General features: G+C 35.8%; 16 protein-coding genes and 1 pseudogene. 14 read left to right on the top strand and 3 right to left on the bottom strand.

From position 1 onward, the window contains the following. The first annotated feature begins 339 nt into the window (after positions 1-339). The 3 genes from AB7942_RS26130 to AB7942_RS26120 all read left to right on the top strand — a co-directional run bounded on the left by AB7942_RS26130 (position 340) and on the right by AB7942_RS26120 (position 3,209). Positions 340-819, top strand: a complete 480-nt coding sequence (locus tag AB7942_RS26130) for an HNH endonuclease (protein ID WP_369449111.1) — start codon at positions 340-342, stop codon at positions 817-819. Between the two features lie 84 nt (positions 820-903). Next, on the top strand, positions 904-2,208 hold the full coding sequence (locus tag AB7942_RS26125) for a ParB N-terminal domain-containing protein (protein WP_369449110.1): 1,305 nt from the start codon (positions 904-906) through the stop codon (positions 2,206-2,208). A 371-nt stretch (positions 2,209-2,579) separates the two neighbouring features. Further along, positions 2,580-3,209 carry a DUF4145 domain-containing protein gene (locus tag AB7942_RS26120; protein WP_369449109.1) on the top strand — a complete coding sequence of 210 codons (630 nt, stop codon included), beginning with the start codon at positions 2,580-2,582 and terminating at the stop codon, positions 3,207-3,209. Positions 3,210-3,661: 452 nt separating this feature from the next. Here the strand turns inward: AB7942_RS26120 and AB7942_RS26115 are convergent, their stop codons facing one another. After that, a complete protein-coding gene (locus AB7942_RS26115; RefSeq protein ID WP_369449108.1) occupies positions 3,662-4,801 on the bottom strand; it encodes a helix-turn-helix domain-containing protein in 1,140 nt (379 codons plus the stop codon). 181 nt (positions 4,802-4,982) lie between these two features. Here AB7942_RS26115 and AB7942_RS26110 point away from each other — a divergent pair, with 181 nt between their 5' ends. The 7 genes from AB7942_RS26110 to AB7942_RS26080 all read left to right on the top strand — a co-directional run bounded on the left by AB7942_RS26110 (position 4,983) and on the right by AB7942_RS26080 (position 9,405). After that, positions 4,983-5,924 carry a hypothetical protein gene (locus tag AB7942_RS26110; protein ID WP_369449107.1) on the top strand — a complete coding sequence of 314 codons (942 nt, stop codon included), beginning with the start codon at positions 4,983-4,985 and terminating at the stop codon, positions 5,922-5,924. Positions 5,925-5,948: 24 nt separating this feature from the next. Further along, entirely contained in the window at positions 5,949-6,161 is a 213-nt protein-coding gene (locus tag AB7942_RS26105; RefSeq protein WP_098933705.1) for a hypothetical protein, read from the top strand. Continuing rightward, the gene (locus AB7942_RS26100) at positions 6,148-6,462 is read left to right on the top strand and encodes a hypothetical protein (protein ID WP_369449106.1); all 315 of its coding nucleotides are present in this window, start codon (positions 6,148-6,150) and stop codon (positions 6,460-6,462) included. Before AB7942_RS26105 ends, AB7942_RS26100 begins: the two co-directional genes overlap by 14 nt. A 3-nt stretch (positions 6,463-6,465) precedes the next feature. Further along, entirely contained in the window at positions 6,466-6,690 is a 225-nt protein-coding gene (locus AB7942_RS26095) for a DUF6241 domain-containing protein (protein WP_369449114.1), read from the top strand. Positions 6,691-7,099: 409 nt separating this feature from the next. After that, the gene (locus tag AB7942_RS26090; protein WP_369449105.1) at positions 7,100-7,879 is read left to right on the top strand and encodes a hypothetical protein; all 780 of its coding nucleotides are present in this window, start codon (positions 7,100-7,102) and stop codon (positions 7,877-7,879) included. A 95-nt stretch (positions 7,880-7,974) separates the two neighbouring features. Further along, positions 7,975-8,757: a hypothetical protein gene (locus tag AB7942_RS26085; RefSeq protein ID WP_369449104.1), complete on the top strand. Its 783-nt coding sequence runs from the start codon at positions 7,975-7,977 to the stop codon at positions 8,755-8,757. Positions 8,758-9,045: 288 nt separating this feature from the next. Next, entirely contained in the window at positions 9,046-9,405 is a 360-nt protein-coding gene (locus AB7942_RS26080) for a hydrolase (protein ID WP_369449103.1), read from the top strand. Between the two features lie 215 nt (positions 9,406-9,620). Here AB7942_RS26080 and AB7942_RS26075 read toward each other — a convergent pair whose 3' ends face one another. Beyond that, on the bottom strand, positions 9,621-10,229 hold the full coding sequence (locus tag AB7942_RS26075) for a TetR/AcrR family transcriptional regulator (RefSeq protein ID WP_369449102.1): 609 nt from the start codon (positions 10,227-10,229) through the stop codon (positions 9,621-9,623). Positions 10,230-10,343: 114 nt separating this feature from the next. Here AB7942_RS26075 and AB7942_RS26070 point away from each other — a divergent pair. Together AB7942_RS26070 and AB7942_RS26065 are read left to right on the top strand one after the other, a co-directional pair. Beyond that, positions 10,344-10,906, top strand: a pseudogene (locus AB7942_RS26070) (cysteine hydrolase family protein). 127 nt (positions 10,907-11,033) lie between these two features. Continuing rightward, a complete protein-coding gene (locus tag AB7942_RS26065) occupies positions 11,034-12,251 on the top strand; it encodes a multidrug efflux MFS transporter (protein ID WP_369449101.1) in 1,218 nt (405 codons plus the stop codon). Between the two features lie 339 nt (positions 12,252-12,590). Here the strand turns inward: AB7942_RS26065 and AB7942_RS26060 are convergent, their stop codons facing one another. Beyond that, complete coding sequence (locus AB7942_RS26060) at positions 12,591-12,764, bottom strand: hypothetical protein (RefSeq protein WP_180247543.1); 174 nt, start codon at positions 12,762-12,764, stop codon at positions 12,591-12,593. Between the two features lie 292 nt (positions 12,765-13,056). Between AB7942_RS26060 and AB7942_RS26055 the strand changes: the two genes are divergently transcribed. After that, complete coding sequence (locus AB7942_RS26055) at positions 13,057-13,746, top strand: hypothetical protein (RefSeq protein ID WP_369449100.1); 690 nt, start codon at positions 13,057-13,059, stop codon at positions 13,744-13,746. 170 nt (positions 13,747-13,916) lie between these two features. Further along, positions 13,917-15,125, top strand: a complete 1,209-nt coding sequence (locus tag AB7942_RS26050; protein ID WP_369449099.1) for a methyltransferase domain-containing protein — start codon at positions 13,917-13,919, stop codon at positions 15,123-15,125. Positions 15,126-15,164: the final 39 nt, after the last annotated feature.

Below are 15,164 nucleotides of genomic sequence, written 5' to 3'. Positions count from 1 at the left end.
ATTTTTTCTTAATTATACAAAAAAGTACCCGATAGGTAGACTTTTTTATAAGTGTCTACACTATCGGGTACATTTTAACTGTTGGAAGGATTTTTACTTTCTACCTTTGATTCATTTAATTTTATTATTATATTAATTTCGCACATTATTGAGGTTTGGTGTTTTTTCAGGAAAAGTGAAAAAATGTTTATATCATTTTTTGTGAGGTTATATCAAATTGTTGACAATCTCATTTTTTCTTGATAAATTAAATATATCAAATAATCTATTAAATTATTAAATTACATAATTATTATTAAACATCACGTACCTCAAAAAAACTCTTGGGAGGAATTTTTTATGAAATTATCCAACGAACTAAATTTCCTTGATGACATACAAATTAATCAAGAAGAAATTGCGGCACAAATTCTACCGGAAATACAATATCTTGTACTGGAACAATTACGACCTTCCGAAAAGCAGCTACAAATTTGGCGCTGTAGTGTAGGAGGAAGAAATTTATTTGAGCAGCATTTGTCTTCCTTTTTTAATTACTCATTAAGTAGGAACTTTACTCGTTTTGCATGGGACTACTACAATTTAAATACTAGTAGTATCAGAAATCCTGAAATAAAGAAAAAATTCTTAAGGATGCAAGAGAATAAAATGAAATGTCGTCATTGTTGCACACGTAACGGGGAATTTGAAGTCGATCATAAAATCCCCTTAAGTAAAGGGGGAAAAGACGAGATTAGCAATTTACAAATTCTCTGCAAAAAATGCAATCGAAAAAAATCCAACCGCTTCGATTTCAAATTAAATGTTTTAGTAATGTAAAAGTAAGCCCATAGTTAATATCTTTTGAATTTACTATTGAATTTCTCTTAAAATTTAAAAATATATAAAAGCGAGGGATTACTAATGAGCAAAAAACATTATTCTAAAACCAAAACAGAACACATCACGCTACTAAAAGGATTAATTAATCGTTTTGGAGATTTTTATGAAATGATTCTCCAAAAAATTGACCAAGAAAACAATTTTTCAATGTACACAGGTAAAATGTCTGTCGATGCTACTTTTACATTAATTAAACGGTTACCTCGTGATTATGAAAATCTTGACGGTGTTCAACGTGCATTAAAGCTACCTAAAATTAATAGTATTAAGAAATTAGCAACAGAAGATCCTGCTATATATTCTCAGCCCAACTCAGTAGTTATTAGCCTAGGTAAACCAAACTCACCTGAAGATCAAATTGTTTCTATTAGGACTATTCATAATTTTCCAGACTTGCTTGTTTACAAAATTAACCTTAAACAAATGCTACAACGTGTTGAGGTTGCAGAAGTAGACAGTCTAGGCTATATCATTAATGAAAAAGAACTTTTCCTCGGAACATTGATTGACGCTCATCATAGACTTGAGGGGCTATTTGCTGGCGAACGTTTTACCTTTGAAGTTCCAATAACAGTTTATCTCGATCTTCCTCGCAAAGAAATATATCGGGTATTTATTAATATTAATAAATATCAAGAGAAACCAAGTAATGTTCACACACTAGCAATCGAACAAGAGGCAGGTATTTTCGCCGACGAAGATGAACAATCAAAACGCATTATCGGTATGTTGAATTCTGATATGGATAATCCAAATCTTTATCTTGGAATGGATGAGAAGAGTGCCAATCAGCCACAATGGTCTATTTTATTTGATCGGATTAAGACTGTTGACGCTAAACGTCCTTCTAAAGCCCGAAAAATTTATGTTACAAACAGTACATTCGATAAATTAATTAAAGATAACTTATTTGATGTGGTAAGCAAAGAGTTAAGCGTTAATAGAAAAGCCGAAATTCTTAACGACTATTTCATTGCTTGGTCTAAGTGTTTCACGGGAGCATGGCAAGATTCAAAAGATCATGTTTTAGTTAAATCAATGGGCTTCCAAATTATGATGAAACTATTCCCAACAATTTATGCACCATTAAGTTACGGGAGAGTGCCTACTCAACATGATTTCATTGACTTTATTAAACGAACGTTAAATAATGGTGAACCTCTCATGATGGGTGATACACCTATTGACATAGAGTGGGATAGTAATACATTTGGGGGTTATTCAAGTGGGAAAGGTATTGGACAAATTGTCAAAGCCCTAAAACAACACATAAATTCTCAAGCGCAATCTCAAGCCCCTACACCATCATTAGTAGGTATGCCTTAAAAACATAAAGATTTGGACATGTTATTTGTCCAAATCCTTTTTTTATGAAGTAATCCATCACTGACCCATAATAATTAAGATATATATAATAAAGCCTTCCACAATTTGAGGGCATTTGTGATTATAATAATCATAATGAAAATAAGGAAGCAAGCTATAAAACTATTTAGTCAGATGACACACAAGTAAATAAAAAGTATCCACATAGATTTGGGTTTGAAACATCTCATATTTCTAAATTTTCAAATGTTACCTTTAATCAGTTACAATTTTAACCTTTGAGAAAATTAAAAGAGGCTGTAATGAGGTCACCAATACAAATTGATTATTCCCACTTTTTAGAGTTATATCATGTTGTGGAGGGTATTTTTATGAAATCAATAATGTTTAAAGTAAAGAAACAAGATGTCGAATGTTTTCAGCACTCGGATGCAATTACATATGAATTACATATGAAAATCCCAATATTGGCTGCGTATTCAGTTGAATATTTTTCCGTACATTTTAATCCTGTTTCGGGTTTATTTACTCCAGATTGCATAAAAGAAAACGAGTTGGTGATTGCAGTTGAATATATACCAATAGAAGATATTGAGGTGGTACTTCATTATCATGGAATAAGAGATTATAGCTTATTATTCCCTTGGATTCAGGATGCAAAATTACGTAAGAGAGTAGGCTTGTTTTATGAAGAAGCCGATAAAAACTTTGAAAAAGGTGCTTGGTTATCATTTGCACTAATGTGTGGGGCAGTGTTTGAGGGGATGCTTTTTGCAAAATTGAATATGCCTGATTATCCAAACAACTCTTTAAATAAAATGATTATAAAAGCCTCACTGAATAGGATTTTGACTCAGGATGAAGTGGATATTATGCACAAAGTAAGGGAATCGAGAAATTTGGTACATGGTAATAACTTTCAGAAACCTTTCATTTCAAGGAAAGATGCAATGGATATTAGAAGCACATTAGATCAGGTAATAAAAAAGTTTGCATATTAATTTTTTGGCACTGTATAAGTATACTAAGGCGTTACAAGTAATAGGGACGTGCATTAACACACTATTAAATAAATATCCAAACGACTCAAATATTAATTTGTTGAAGTCTGATAAAAAGTTACATTGTTAGTAATAAATTGATATTGTTCGAGAGCTTTGTCCGAAGAAAAGTTCCTCCCTTAACCGAATTAATTAGAAAGAAGAAAAGTAAATACTGCTACTCTTTTGCTTTGTATTAACATGGTATAATATTCCTATACCGTAGGTGGGGATAATTACTAATTGAAAATGCATTAGTTAGTTGCACAAAATTAAAAGCTGAATATCCGTGTAGTGCTAGAGTGATGTATCAAAAATCAAACTTATTTAATTATTAGTGAATGTGTGATTAAATCTTTAATATTTATAGTAAATAGGGCTATTATAAATAGCCCCATTTAAATCAATGCCAATTACAATATGGTTAATAGAGTCAAAACTTTTCGTAATCGAGGATTATATACGGATTGTTCATTAACCGTCTCATTTTCCTTGGCATCCACAAACCAGCACGATGCCGGCACTTCCCCCTCTCTAATCTCTTCCTTCACGCTTGGGTTCGTAAAAAAACTTGCTGCTTTACTCCTATCGTCCACTTTTTCAAATGAAACTAGATTACGACTCCCTGGAAAACTTTTAATAATTTTAGAATTTTGTGACTGGACAACGGCATATTTTTCATTTGCAAAATCGACTAATCTGTTTAAAAGTACGAACAAAGACACATTATACTTTTTATCAGCAAGTTCTTTTAATGTTTCCATCGTAGCATCTTTTTCAATAAAATCGGTTGTTAGTTCGTTTGTAGGCATTAGTATGCTGAAAGCAAATTGATTAGCTTCCATTCCTTCCACTTCTTCGACTAATAGGGTGGAGTGGCCAAACAGCAATTCGTCTCGATCCTTTTTCTTAACCTCTTCATGATCGTATTTTCTAGAAATATAGCTTGATTTTAAATGCCATGGGAGAATGTAATGTCCAATTAACGCGGCTAACGTAAATTTTCTTCTAGTCTCAATTGTAATTTTCCGATCCAATAGGATGATCGGGTGGTCCACTTGAATCAGAATTCCCTCACCCTCGTCTAAATTATCTTCAAATACCTTTATACCTAATTCTTTTGCAAAACCGTAGATATCTATAGGTAAACGATGATCTAATTTTTCTTCGAGATAATATTTAGCGTATTCTGAGGGTGTTTCAAAAAGAGTATCGATTTTTACTTTTCTGCCCGTTGCTAAAAAAGCAGCATACTCAACTAATTTTTCTTTATCCTGCTGCGACAGTGAATTCACAATTCGAAGGATCACCCGGTCAGAATGTTCAAGGGGCTCTTGCGTTTTTTCTTTGGTTAAACCAGAAAGTAAATATTCAGTGGATACCTTCAAGGCAAAGGATAATTTCCTCAAAACTTCAAAGGAAGGCCGCCTTGCACCAGACTCATATTGGCTAATTGCTGGGGGTTTAAGACCCACTTGATTTGCCAATTCAGCCTGTGACATATTTAATTCCTTCCGCCTATTTTTAATTCGTTCATTGATCGAGTTAGGCATTTGTATAACCCCTTCTTACCATTTGTTAAGTTAATAATAACACATAGAAAATATTGTTGACAACGTTGGTACCATGGTTTATTGTGATATTAACGATTCGTTAGTATTGAGTTCACACTTAGCAAAGTGGATAACCCACTCTAATAACTCTTTACCGCGAAACTATTGAGGAGGAGTAAAAATGTTTTTTAATAATTATGAGAATAGCCTGAGAAAGCTGCCTTTAAAAGGGCTATACCAGAAAGAGGATTTACTAACAGATGAGTTTTTGTATGCGAAGGAAGGAAAAGTTGAGGTTTACTGGGCTCCTTTTGAATACATAAACAAAGATGCGAAAGTCATCATTCTAGGAATTACTCCTGGTTGGACTCAAATGGAGCTAGCATTTAATTACGTACGTCACCATATTGATGAAGAGGAGTATGAACACCTAATTTCTAACGCTAAGAATCATGCTAGCTTTGGCGGGACCACTATGAGAAAAAACCTTATTGAAATGCTCGAAGGGATCGAGTTACATAAATTTTTGAAAATTAATAGCTGTGAACAGCTATTTAATGACGAGCATTCTTTATTACATACTACTTCGGTCCTGAGATACCCTGTGTTTATTGAAGGTGAAAATTATAGTGGCAGCAGCCCAAAGCTTTTTAGTCAAGAAATTTTCCTAAGAATGATCGATGAATTATTAGTTCCAGAACTTAATCAGGTAAAAAATGCTGTTATTATCCCTACCGGTAAGGTAGTCTCTGATGTGCTTAGATATCTAGTTGACGAGGGGAAAATCGCGCATGAATTGATTCTTTTTAATTTCCCTCATCCGTCTGGGGCTAACGGTCACCGTAGAGAGCAGTATGAAAATAATAAAAATACCTTTAAAGAGCTTTTAATAGCAGCTGGAAAAAGAGGCCAATTTCAGGAAACTATCAACCAATTAAAACCATCCGAGGACCAAATGTCTGAATTAATTAAGCATTTGAAAATAATTGGTGAGGAATTAAAAAGAGGGAATGACCTAAAGGAAAGAAATTCCTATAATGAAAAACGATTGTTACAACTTGCTGACGAGATTGAACCATACGATCACAAAATTGCATTAGTCATTGAACATTTGCTTAGATAACAATGAAATGGAGTGAGAGTCAATATGGAAAAGAGGCTTAAAAATATTTACAAGAAGACATTATTTGTTGAGTTAGTGAAACTTGGCCATGATTTTCACCACAGCATGAGAAACAAGGACAATCCTAAATATCAAGTGTACGTTATGGTGGATACACCTAAGTTAAGGAAAGATTTGGTGCAGTTATCAGGTCAAACCTACATTGAAGGGTATGAAGGGTATTATGGGGAAATATAGAAGTGCCATCGTTATCGTTATTGCCACTCTAGTCTTGGGCATTGGGTACTATGTATCTACTAGTTTGCTAGGATCAAAAGAAGCGGTTAAACACGTTGAAAAAAACGAAGAAAAGGAGGCCATTGAAACATGGATCCCTACTGATGAAGCTTCGGAAGCGGATGAAGTAATTGAAACGCAAGTGGAAACAGAATTTCCAGAAGGTATGACTGAAGATGAAGTTCAAGACGCGATCCATTCCATGAGTCATTCTAAGGTATATGCTTCGGAGAAATGGAGTGATTTAGAACCAACTCAATAAAGAATTGATCAATTACTTGATGCGGTTAAACGAGATCAGAACGGTTTAGATCACAGTGATCTATACATAGGCATCTTAGAGAAATGGCAAGTGGGTGATTTTAGTAAAGCTGTTTCAGACCATAATAAAATTTGGGAGCTTCAAGGAGGTTCAGTTGGAGAAGCAACCAGATTGCTTACTAAAGAAGAGGAGGCGGAGTATAGAAAAGAGCGCTTTAACGAGTTTTAAGATGTCGATTTAGACTTGGATATCCCTTTGTTGTACCAATCTTTTCTCATTCAATTGAAAAAAGACATTCATCTTTATAAAATCCCCTAAATTAGCTAAGATTGGAAGTATAGGATAAAAAGGACATTTGCAATCGCACCATCTATGACTGCAAAACTAGGAGAGGTTTTAAATCCTCATGTTCCGTTCATGGTTGGAGCCGTTTTTGTTCTATTCTCTGTACTATTTGTCTGGTTAAATTATAAACCCATTAAGCATGTAAACAGCGTTTCATCAGCTCATTAATAATAATCGAAGGATCTGGCTACGTGGCAGATCCTTTTTTCTTAATTTCTATAATATAACTGACTCCCCTTTCTTCATACCTGAATAGGATATATTGTTCATAAAATATAGGGGGTTTATAGATTTGGATAATAAGAAAAAACCAAGTTTCTGGTCTAGTTTCCTATTTAACAAGTCTCTCAAAAATGAAGAACAAGAAGATGGAGCAAAATATGTTAACCTCGGCAGTGAGACTACGTTAGTTAGAGTAGTGCAAACCGAACATGAAATCATTTTGCAAAGTAAGGATGATCAAACAGGTGAATGGGTAACCGAATATAAGAAAACAAAAATAGCCCCTAAAGATTATCGGATTTCTTCTGGCTATTTTAAGCTAGTTAAGCAAAATGTAGTGATTCTTTCTACCTGGATGGGAAGCGGTGGGTATTTAGATTATACAATCATCGGTAGAAGGAAAGGAAAAATTGTTGAATTGGTTGACACTGGAGGTGTTTATAAGGGAGACATCTTTTTTGAAGATGGCAAATTACTAGAGAAAAGTACTAATAGGTATTCCATATGGGTCATCAAAGATGGCAGATTAATGTTGATTCCCTATAAAATTCCAAAGATTCCCGGCGCGCTTCAGATTGAATATTACCTTTTTCCAGACGGACGTGTAAAAGTTGAAAAAATCCATTATATTGTTCCAGTAGGAACAATCGTTCAATTTATCCGAGCCGATTTAAATGAAAGTCCCTGGCAAGGATACTTTCACGAAGATGAACAATCGATTAAGTTGATTGAGGATTTTCCTGACCTGGCACAAGCCTTTAAGATTGTTAAAAAAGGAAAGGTTGAAGGGAAGATCATTCCTGACTCTCATAGAGATAAGGGGATTACAATTACAATAGTAGCAGAGTAATACACTTTTTTATACGTAATAGATACCCATTGTCCCTTTCTCGAATAGGATTTATTGTTTCACAATATTTTGCTGCTTTAAGGAGGATAGTAGAATTGGATAGACAAAAAAAATCAAAATTTTGGGATAGTTTCCTATTTAATAAGTCTATAAAGGACGAAAAACAAGAAGATGGTATAACCTATATAAACCTAGGTGGAGAGAATAGTTCAGAAAGAGTGGTACAAACGCCTCAAGAGGTTCTTTTACAGAGAAAGGATGAGAATACAGGAGAATGGGTTACAAAATATAAGGAAACGAAAATACACCCTAAAGAATATCGGATTACTTATGGCTTTTTAAACCTAGTTAAACAAAATGTCGTAATTTTTTCCACCTGGACGGGTAACGGAGACTTTTTACATTATACAATCATCGGTAACTTTAAAGGAAAAATAGTTGAATTGGTAAGGAGCAATGATCCGGTATATAATGGAGACATATTTTTTGAGGATGGTAAACTTATACAGAAAAGTGCGAACAGGTATTCCAGGTGGACAGTTAAGAATGGACGCTTAGTTTTAATTCCTTATAGAGTTCCTAAGATTCCCAGTGCCCTCCAAATTGAATTTTATATTTCTTCGAATGGCAATATAAATGTGGCAAACAATCACTATACTGTGCCAGTAGGAACCGTTGTCCAATTTGTCCGTTCCGATTTCAATAAATATCCCGAACGAGGCTTCTTCTACCAAAATGAACAATCACTAGATTTGGTTGAGTATCATCCTGAGGATACACAAGTTTTTAAGATTGTTAAAAAAGGGAAAATCGATGGGAAAATCCGCTGCAACAGTAATTTTGATACTGAGATAACCATCACAATTGATACAGTTTAAATTACCTGAACAAAGCTCAACAAACTAAACATATACAAAAAACCTCCAAAAATTAAAATTTTGGAGGTTTTTCATACTAAAGTGTTTTAAAATGTCGATGAAGACTTGGATATCCCTTTGTTGTACCAATTTTATCTCATTCAATTGAGAAAAGACATTGACCTGTCAAATAAAAAAAGCATGTAGAAAAGTCCAAATGAAATTGTTAATTTGAAATACAGATTACTCATAACCGTTTCAGACTTTCAGAGTTGTGGTATACATCCAAAAAGGATAGGAGATGATCTGATGGATGAACCAAAACACAGCTATTTTATTAACATTCAATCTCACGAGATTTTTAGTGAACCTAATGGAGTGGAATGGGATTTTAAGATTGACGCAACGGAAAGTCAAGTTGCTGTCTTAGAACGGCTGTTTGATAAAACCGAGGAAACAGATTGGGAAAGTTATTTCCGAGCCCACATTCCTTATCTTGAATATCATCATCAGCCCCAAAATAAAGAATACGACCTACGAATTTTGCTGATCTATTCCTTACTATATTATTTGGGTGATGAAAAATCTCGGGCACATATTCGCGAAATGAGAATTTTAAATGAAGACTTTGTAAACGAACAGGCCATACTGGGGTACCGAGAATTTTGATTTATTAAAAAATAGAGGTTATTTTAGTAGTTTAATATTTTAAAGTAATGGGGGTCTGACCCCCACTTTATTTAGCATATTCTGCGAATGTTTCAAAAAGAAAATCGAAATGAGCGGTGAAACCATTCATAATCAAATAATCCACAGTGACGGTTCTCTAGGTTCCATTGAAAAATATTGGACTACATAAACCGTCCCCATGGTCCACACTTCGATTAATTGGAAATAAAAGTTGAACAGAGCAGTTCCAAAATTTCCTCAGGTGAATAACCACGTACATCTTTTTGGAAAAAATACGAATCGCTGCTTAAAGCCATGAGCACCATATCAGCATTAAAGACACTGTACGAATGGATCTGTTCATTTGCTGCCATTTCGTCAAATAGTTCGACGAATATTTGATGTAATTCAACATATAAAGGGCTTTGGGCACGGGACTTAAGTGGGTTTGTTGACTTGGTTTCCTCGACTCCTGTCAGCAGCTGTGCCTTTTTTTCTCTGAAACGAATAAAAAAGCTTAGTATTTGTTTTAATCTTTGTTGGGGCGGAACTGTATGGTTTTCCTTCAAATATTCCTCAATTTCCTCGAAAAATAGATCAATGCTGTCTTTAATTAAATCCAGACATAGTTCACCTTTGTTTCGATAACGGCGATAGAGTGTTCCCGGACCAATTTGTGCTTCAGAGGCAATTTGATTCATACTTACCTGTTCAACACCATATTGCTCAAATAGCCTTTGGGCTGTATTCAATATCAACTGTCGATTCCTGGCAGCATCACGTCGCTCAGTCCGAGTATGGGTTGTATTCTCGTCATTAACCATTCCATCACATCCTAAACATCAATACATATCTTGACAACCGGAGAGGTCTCCATTTAAGATTAAGTGGAGAGGTCTCCGTTTCATTTTAATCCAAAAAGGAGGAACTTACAAGGTATGCAAAATCAAAAAACGGCATTGTTAGTAATGGATCTACAAAATGGTATTGTATCCAGTTTCGCAGAAAATACAGCAGTTCTTCATCCATTTCAAAAAGCTGTTGAAGCCGCTCGTCAAAACGATTTCCCGTTATTTTTGTTCGAGTGGGGTTTAGCGAGGGATATCCAGAGGTCAGCCTACAAAATAAGGTATTCTCCGCTATTTCTCAATACGGCGGAATGACCGTCTCTGATTCAACCACACAAATTCACGAATCTGTTCAACCCAAACCAAATGAACCTGTTGTCACGAAGTATCGGGTTAGTGCATTCGCTGGCAGCAATCTTGAAGTCATCCTTCGTTCCCAGCAAATCGACACACTTGTTCTTTGCGGTATTGCTACAAGTGGAGTGGTCTTATCAACATTGAGGGAAGCGGCTGATAAAGACTTTTCCATTACGGTGCTTTCGGATGCATGTCTCGATGTTGATGCTGTTGTTCACCGTGTTCTTATCGAAAAGGTATTTCCGCGCCAAGCAGATGTAAAGACTGTTGACACTTGGATTGGTCTATTAAAGTGATATCGATTGTCTCAATCCATCCTAAGAAAATATTGCTTTAAACCAACAAGCGCCTCTTATCCCAATGAGGTGCTTATTGGTTTTAATGACGTAGTCACTCCAAATGGTGAAAGGAGAGGGTACATTCATGCCGATTTGGAAAAGGAACTTAATGGTATGCTGGTTTGGAATGTTTATGTCCAGTGTCGGGATGAGCCAAATTGCACCGGTATTACCACTCTATATTAAGCATCTTGGCGTTCATAATACGGCTTTAATTGCTCAATTTTCAGGATTGGCTTTTGGGGCTACTTTCATTATTTCTGCTGTGTTTTCCCCTATTTGGGGAAGTGCAGCTGATAAATACGGACGAAAACCGATGCTCCTGCGGGCAAGCCTCGGTATGGGAATGGTGATAGGATGTATGGGGTTTGTACAAAATGTCTATGAACTGATTGGATTAAGATTATTGCTAGGTGTGATTGCTGGTTATGGTTCAGCCTGTACAGCTTTGATCGCGACCCAAACAGATAAAGAACATGCAGGATTTGCTTTAGGTACACTATCAACTGCAGGTACGGCAGGTTCCTTGATAGGGCCGCTGATTGGCGGTTATCTGGTAGAGAGCACTGGATTGCAAAATGTATTTTTCATAACAAGTTCCTTGCTGGTTATTTCATTTATTACTACTGCTTTATTTGTAAAGGAATCCTTTCATCGCCAAGATAAAAAAGTGCTTCCTATTAAGCAAATATGGAATCAGGTTCCAGAAAAAAGGTTAACGATCACGTTGTTTGTCACATTTTTTGTATTAACTTTCGCTCTTTATTCAATTGAACCGATCATAACAGTTTATATCACACTATTAACAAAGAACTCTAGTCATGTTGCTTTATTAGCTGGAATGACCTTCTCAGCTTCGGGACTGGCAAGTATCATTGCAGCCCCACGACTTGGTGAACTGTCGGATAAAATTGGAGCACAGAAAGTCATCTTTGCTGCACTTATTGTGGCAGGATTAATTTTTATACCGCAAGCCTTTGTTAATAATCCCTGGGAGGTAATGGTGTTAAGATTTATATTAGGATTGGCATCAGCAGGACTAATGCCTTCGGTAAATACATTGCTTAAGAAAATTACACCTGACTCCCTTACGGGTAGAGTGTTTGGCATTACCATGTCAGCGGGGTATTTAGGGGTCTTTGGAGGTTCAACTTTAGGTGGACAGATAGCAGCGTATTTTGGAATCAGATCTGTACTTCTTATTACGGGTGCCTTATTACTTATGAATGCAGTTTGGGTTTATTTAAAAGTCTTAAAAAAACTTAATCATAAAGAAAATACATCGTATCAAGCGATAAAATGAAAACGAAGAAATATATAAATAATATCTGAATAAATACCGGTGAGCCGGCTTGTGGGAATAGAAGGGGCGTATACAAGGCGTTCCTATGGGTGTCATCATCTTTTGTTCAAGTTTTCTAGCTTTTCTTTCCTATTTTGTGTTGGTACGAAAAGCTTCACTGCGTATACAAATATCCAATGACCATTGCTCAGTAAAGAAACGCAGTATCTAAAAATATAAATTTAAAGGAGAACACATTTCGTTAACTCGCAAATGTGTTCTCCTTTATTTTTCTGCTATTAATCTTAATAAGAACATATAGTTTAGGATTTTTCCTTTCAATATATTTTTATATAAAGGTTAATCCGTATATTTAATACCTTTTAAGATCATATTGACTTTTAATTTAGTATCTTGGACGATATTTTTTCGAAATTCCTTTGCCTTTTTGAAGGCATCCGTCATTCCTGATGCTAAAATCTTGATTTCTCTAGTGCCCACCGGTTCTTCTAGTAGAAAAATATACTCCTTCATGCTGTTTCACCTCTCAATTTGTAATTTTAATATAATTATATACGATTTTGTAAGCGATTACCACATTTTTTGTGAACATTTTCACATATCTCAGCATCTTTTGTTTAGGTTAATTAAAATGAAGGTATAGCTGTTTTTGATAGGATTTAGAAAATAATACTTATTAAATGAGGGCCAGCCATTGAATGAATGATTGGCTTTTCGTATTTATATATTAATTTATATAGCTAGCTAATTAAGAACTTCGGTTTTTTTTAACCGAGAGGTTCAGATGAAATAGGGGGAAGTCACTATGTCAACTATAACAGGGTTTCTGCCCAGCACATCCGCTTTTAAATTTGGAAACAGCTTTCCACAAGTTCCATTAAAGAAAGTAGTTCTGGGTCGGCGGATTACAATCGGTGATGCTTCGTATGGTCTCTGTGGCGGCATGATTTATACTGTCATGGATTACTTTGAAGCAAAAATGCCGATCCCCTCCAATCCGACAGCCCCTTCCTCTGGTCCATTGTTCGAATATATCGTAAATCGGCAGATTGAAAGCTTTCATTTGCCCTTAGGTCTTATGAAATATATGGTACTGATGAATCCTTTTCTCCCGGATCGTGAAACAATAGTTAGTAAAATTGGATTTGCGCCGCACGGGAGGTTGTGGAGAATGATAAAAGTGGAATGGCCAAGGATAAAAAATGATCTTGATAACGGAAAGCTTACACCACTTGGGTTAGTCAGAGTAAAATCCCTTAATCCTTTTCAAATCAGTAAACATCATCAAGTTCTTGCATATGGGTATGACTTGAAGGAAAACAATCTATCCATTAACATATATGATCCTAATTATCCGAATGATGATCATGTAACCTTATCATTAAATATAGAAAAGCCGGTATCGACTCCTGTGGTTCATTCAAAATCATCTGAACCGATTTATAGTTTCTTTAGAACGAATTACAAGTTTACAAGGCCGGTAGATTTAAACTAGATTTCAAGCAATTCGTTGTCTCAGGAACGATATTAATCGCAAAATATTAAGGCCTAGCATAGAAGAGGAATTTTTTGAAAAATTAGCAAATACCTATTATAATAAAACTAACATTTTTAAGACCAAGTCCTAATATGTAGTAATAATCTTAACTAAACTGGAGATATACCATGCCAATCGAGACAAAACAAAGGAAACCAAGTATTTCAGCCTATTTTAAGACACTGGGAATCAAGGAATGTAAAAGCAAGCGTGGCTTTTGGAAACACGTTACTGAAGTAGATTCAGTCTTGGCTGAGGATCTTGAACCGCTAATATCCCGAAAAAAGCAGGGGAATCTTTATGTGGTGAAGAATGCTGCACTACCCTTTAGCTTGGCAGTGGAATCATGGACGAAGTCCTTTCATCAGTCTTTCCTGACCTGGATAAACCGCCAAGACCAACTTAAGCCAAAGCGAATTTTGGAAATCGGATGTGATAATGGATTGTTGGCCTGCTGGTACGCCACTCGTTTTCCGGATGCGGAAATAGTTGGGATCGATCAATCGGCAAACGGAATCCGGTGTGCCAATGAGTTGTCTAAGCAGCTGGGTCTTGCTAACGTGAGCTTTTATAGAATCGATTTTAACGAATTAAGAGAGCGTTTTTTGATGAACTCATTTGATCTGATTATTTCCGTGCGAACCTTTCATGAAATTATGGGACCTCTTTTCATTCCAAAGTATTGGTCACTGCCAGATTGCTTGAAGGAAAATCCAACGTATGGAGACTGTTTGTATTTGCAAATAGTGGATGAATTGTTAACCGAGGATGGAACCTATCTCTCTTGTGAGCGATTCGAAAACCCTGCAGATGTCGGGAAGTGGGCAAATTCACTGAAACAAGCAAATCTACATGTCCAATGGGATGACTGCGATATTATCGATTATCATGAGTTAGGAACCAAAAAGCGTTCTCCTATCATTGTGGCGACAAAGAGGGAGACAGGGATTACAACCTTAGAAGGTATGGAACACCTTTTTACGAAAGATTATCCTTTAGTATTAGAAGCAGGGAAATCTTACAATGGGGCGAAAGCTGAGTTTGCCTATCACCGCTTGGGTGAGAAAATCTTCAAATCTGGCCACTCTCTGGATGTGCCCGGCCACTGGCATGTGTTTCGGTTTGAAATTTGGGAGACGAGCGTTTTTCTGCTTGTCTATAGCTATGGGAATATGGGGCATCGTCATTTGGACATTCTTCCTGCAGGGGCAGACTTAGATGCCCAACTGCTGATAGAGGAGGCAATCGTGCAGTACAGTCACCTCGGACCAATTGTACAGTACTACCACCAGGAAGATTGTCCAAAAAGCTATATTATGTCTACCATGGAGAAATAGCAGCGAAGACTATGGCAAACTCTATTGTATAGTGTTTTA

It is taken from the genome of Neobacillus sp. BF23-41 (genome assembly GCF_041106275.1).
The sequence above is the reverse complement of the archived record's forward strand: the minus strand, read 5'-3'. Positions and strand labels throughout refer to the sequence as shown.

Excerpts from the sequence above, each read along its gene's own strand:
- AB7942_RS26130 (WP_369449111.1), top strand. The coding sequence starts at position 340 with ATGAAATTATCCAACGAACTAAATTTCCTTGATGACATACAAATTAAT.
- AB7942_RS26125 (WP_369449110.1), top strand. The coding sequence starts at position 904 with ATGAGCAAAAAACATTATTCTAAAACCAAAACAGAACACATCACGCTA.
- AB7942_RS26120 (WP_369449109.1), top strand. The coding sequence starts at position 2,580 with ATGAAATCAATAATGTTTAAAGTAAAGAAACAAGATGTCGAATGTTTT.
- AB7942_RS26115 (WP_369449108.1), bottom strand. The coding sequence starts at position 4,801 with ATGCCTAACTCGATCAATGAACGAATTAAAAATAGGCGGAAGGAATTA.
- AB7942_RS26110 (WP_369449107.1), top strand. The coding sequence starts at position 4,983 with ATGTTTTTTAATAATTATGAGAATAGCCTGAGAAAGCTGCCTTTAAAA.
- AB7942_RS26105 (WP_098933705.1), top strand. The coding sequence starts at position 5,949 with ATGGAAAAGAGGCTTAAAAATATTTACAAGAAGACATTATTTGTTGAG.
- AB7942_RS26100 (WP_369449106.1), top strand. The coding sequence starts at position 6,148 with ATGGGGAAATATAGAAGTGCCATCGTTATCGTTATTGCCACTCTAGTC.
- AB7942_RS26080 (WP_369449103.1), top strand. The coding sequence starts at position 9,046 with ATGGATGAACCAAAACACAGCTATTTTATTAACATTCAATCTCACGAG.
- AB7942_RS26075 (WP_369449102.1), bottom strand. The coding sequence starts at position 10,229 with ATGGTTAATGACGAGAATACAACCCATACTCGGACTGAGCGACGTGAT.
- AB7942_RS26065 (WP_369449101.1), top strand. The coding sequence starts at position 11,034 with ATGCCGATTTGGAAAAGGAACTTAATGGTATGCTGGTTTGGAATGTTT.
- AB7942_RS26060 (WP_180247543.1), bottom strand. The coding sequence starts at position 12,764 with ATGAAGGAGTATATTTTTCTACTAGAAGAACCGGTGGGCACTAGAGAA.
- AB7942_RS26055 (WP_369449100.1), top strand. The coding sequence starts at position 13,057 with ATGTCAACTATAACAGGGTTTCTGCCCAGCACATCCGCTTTTAAATTT.
- AB7942_RS26050 (WP_369449099.1), top strand. The coding sequence starts at position 13,917 with ATGCCAATCGAGACAAAACAAAGGAAACCAAGTATTTCAGCCTATTTT.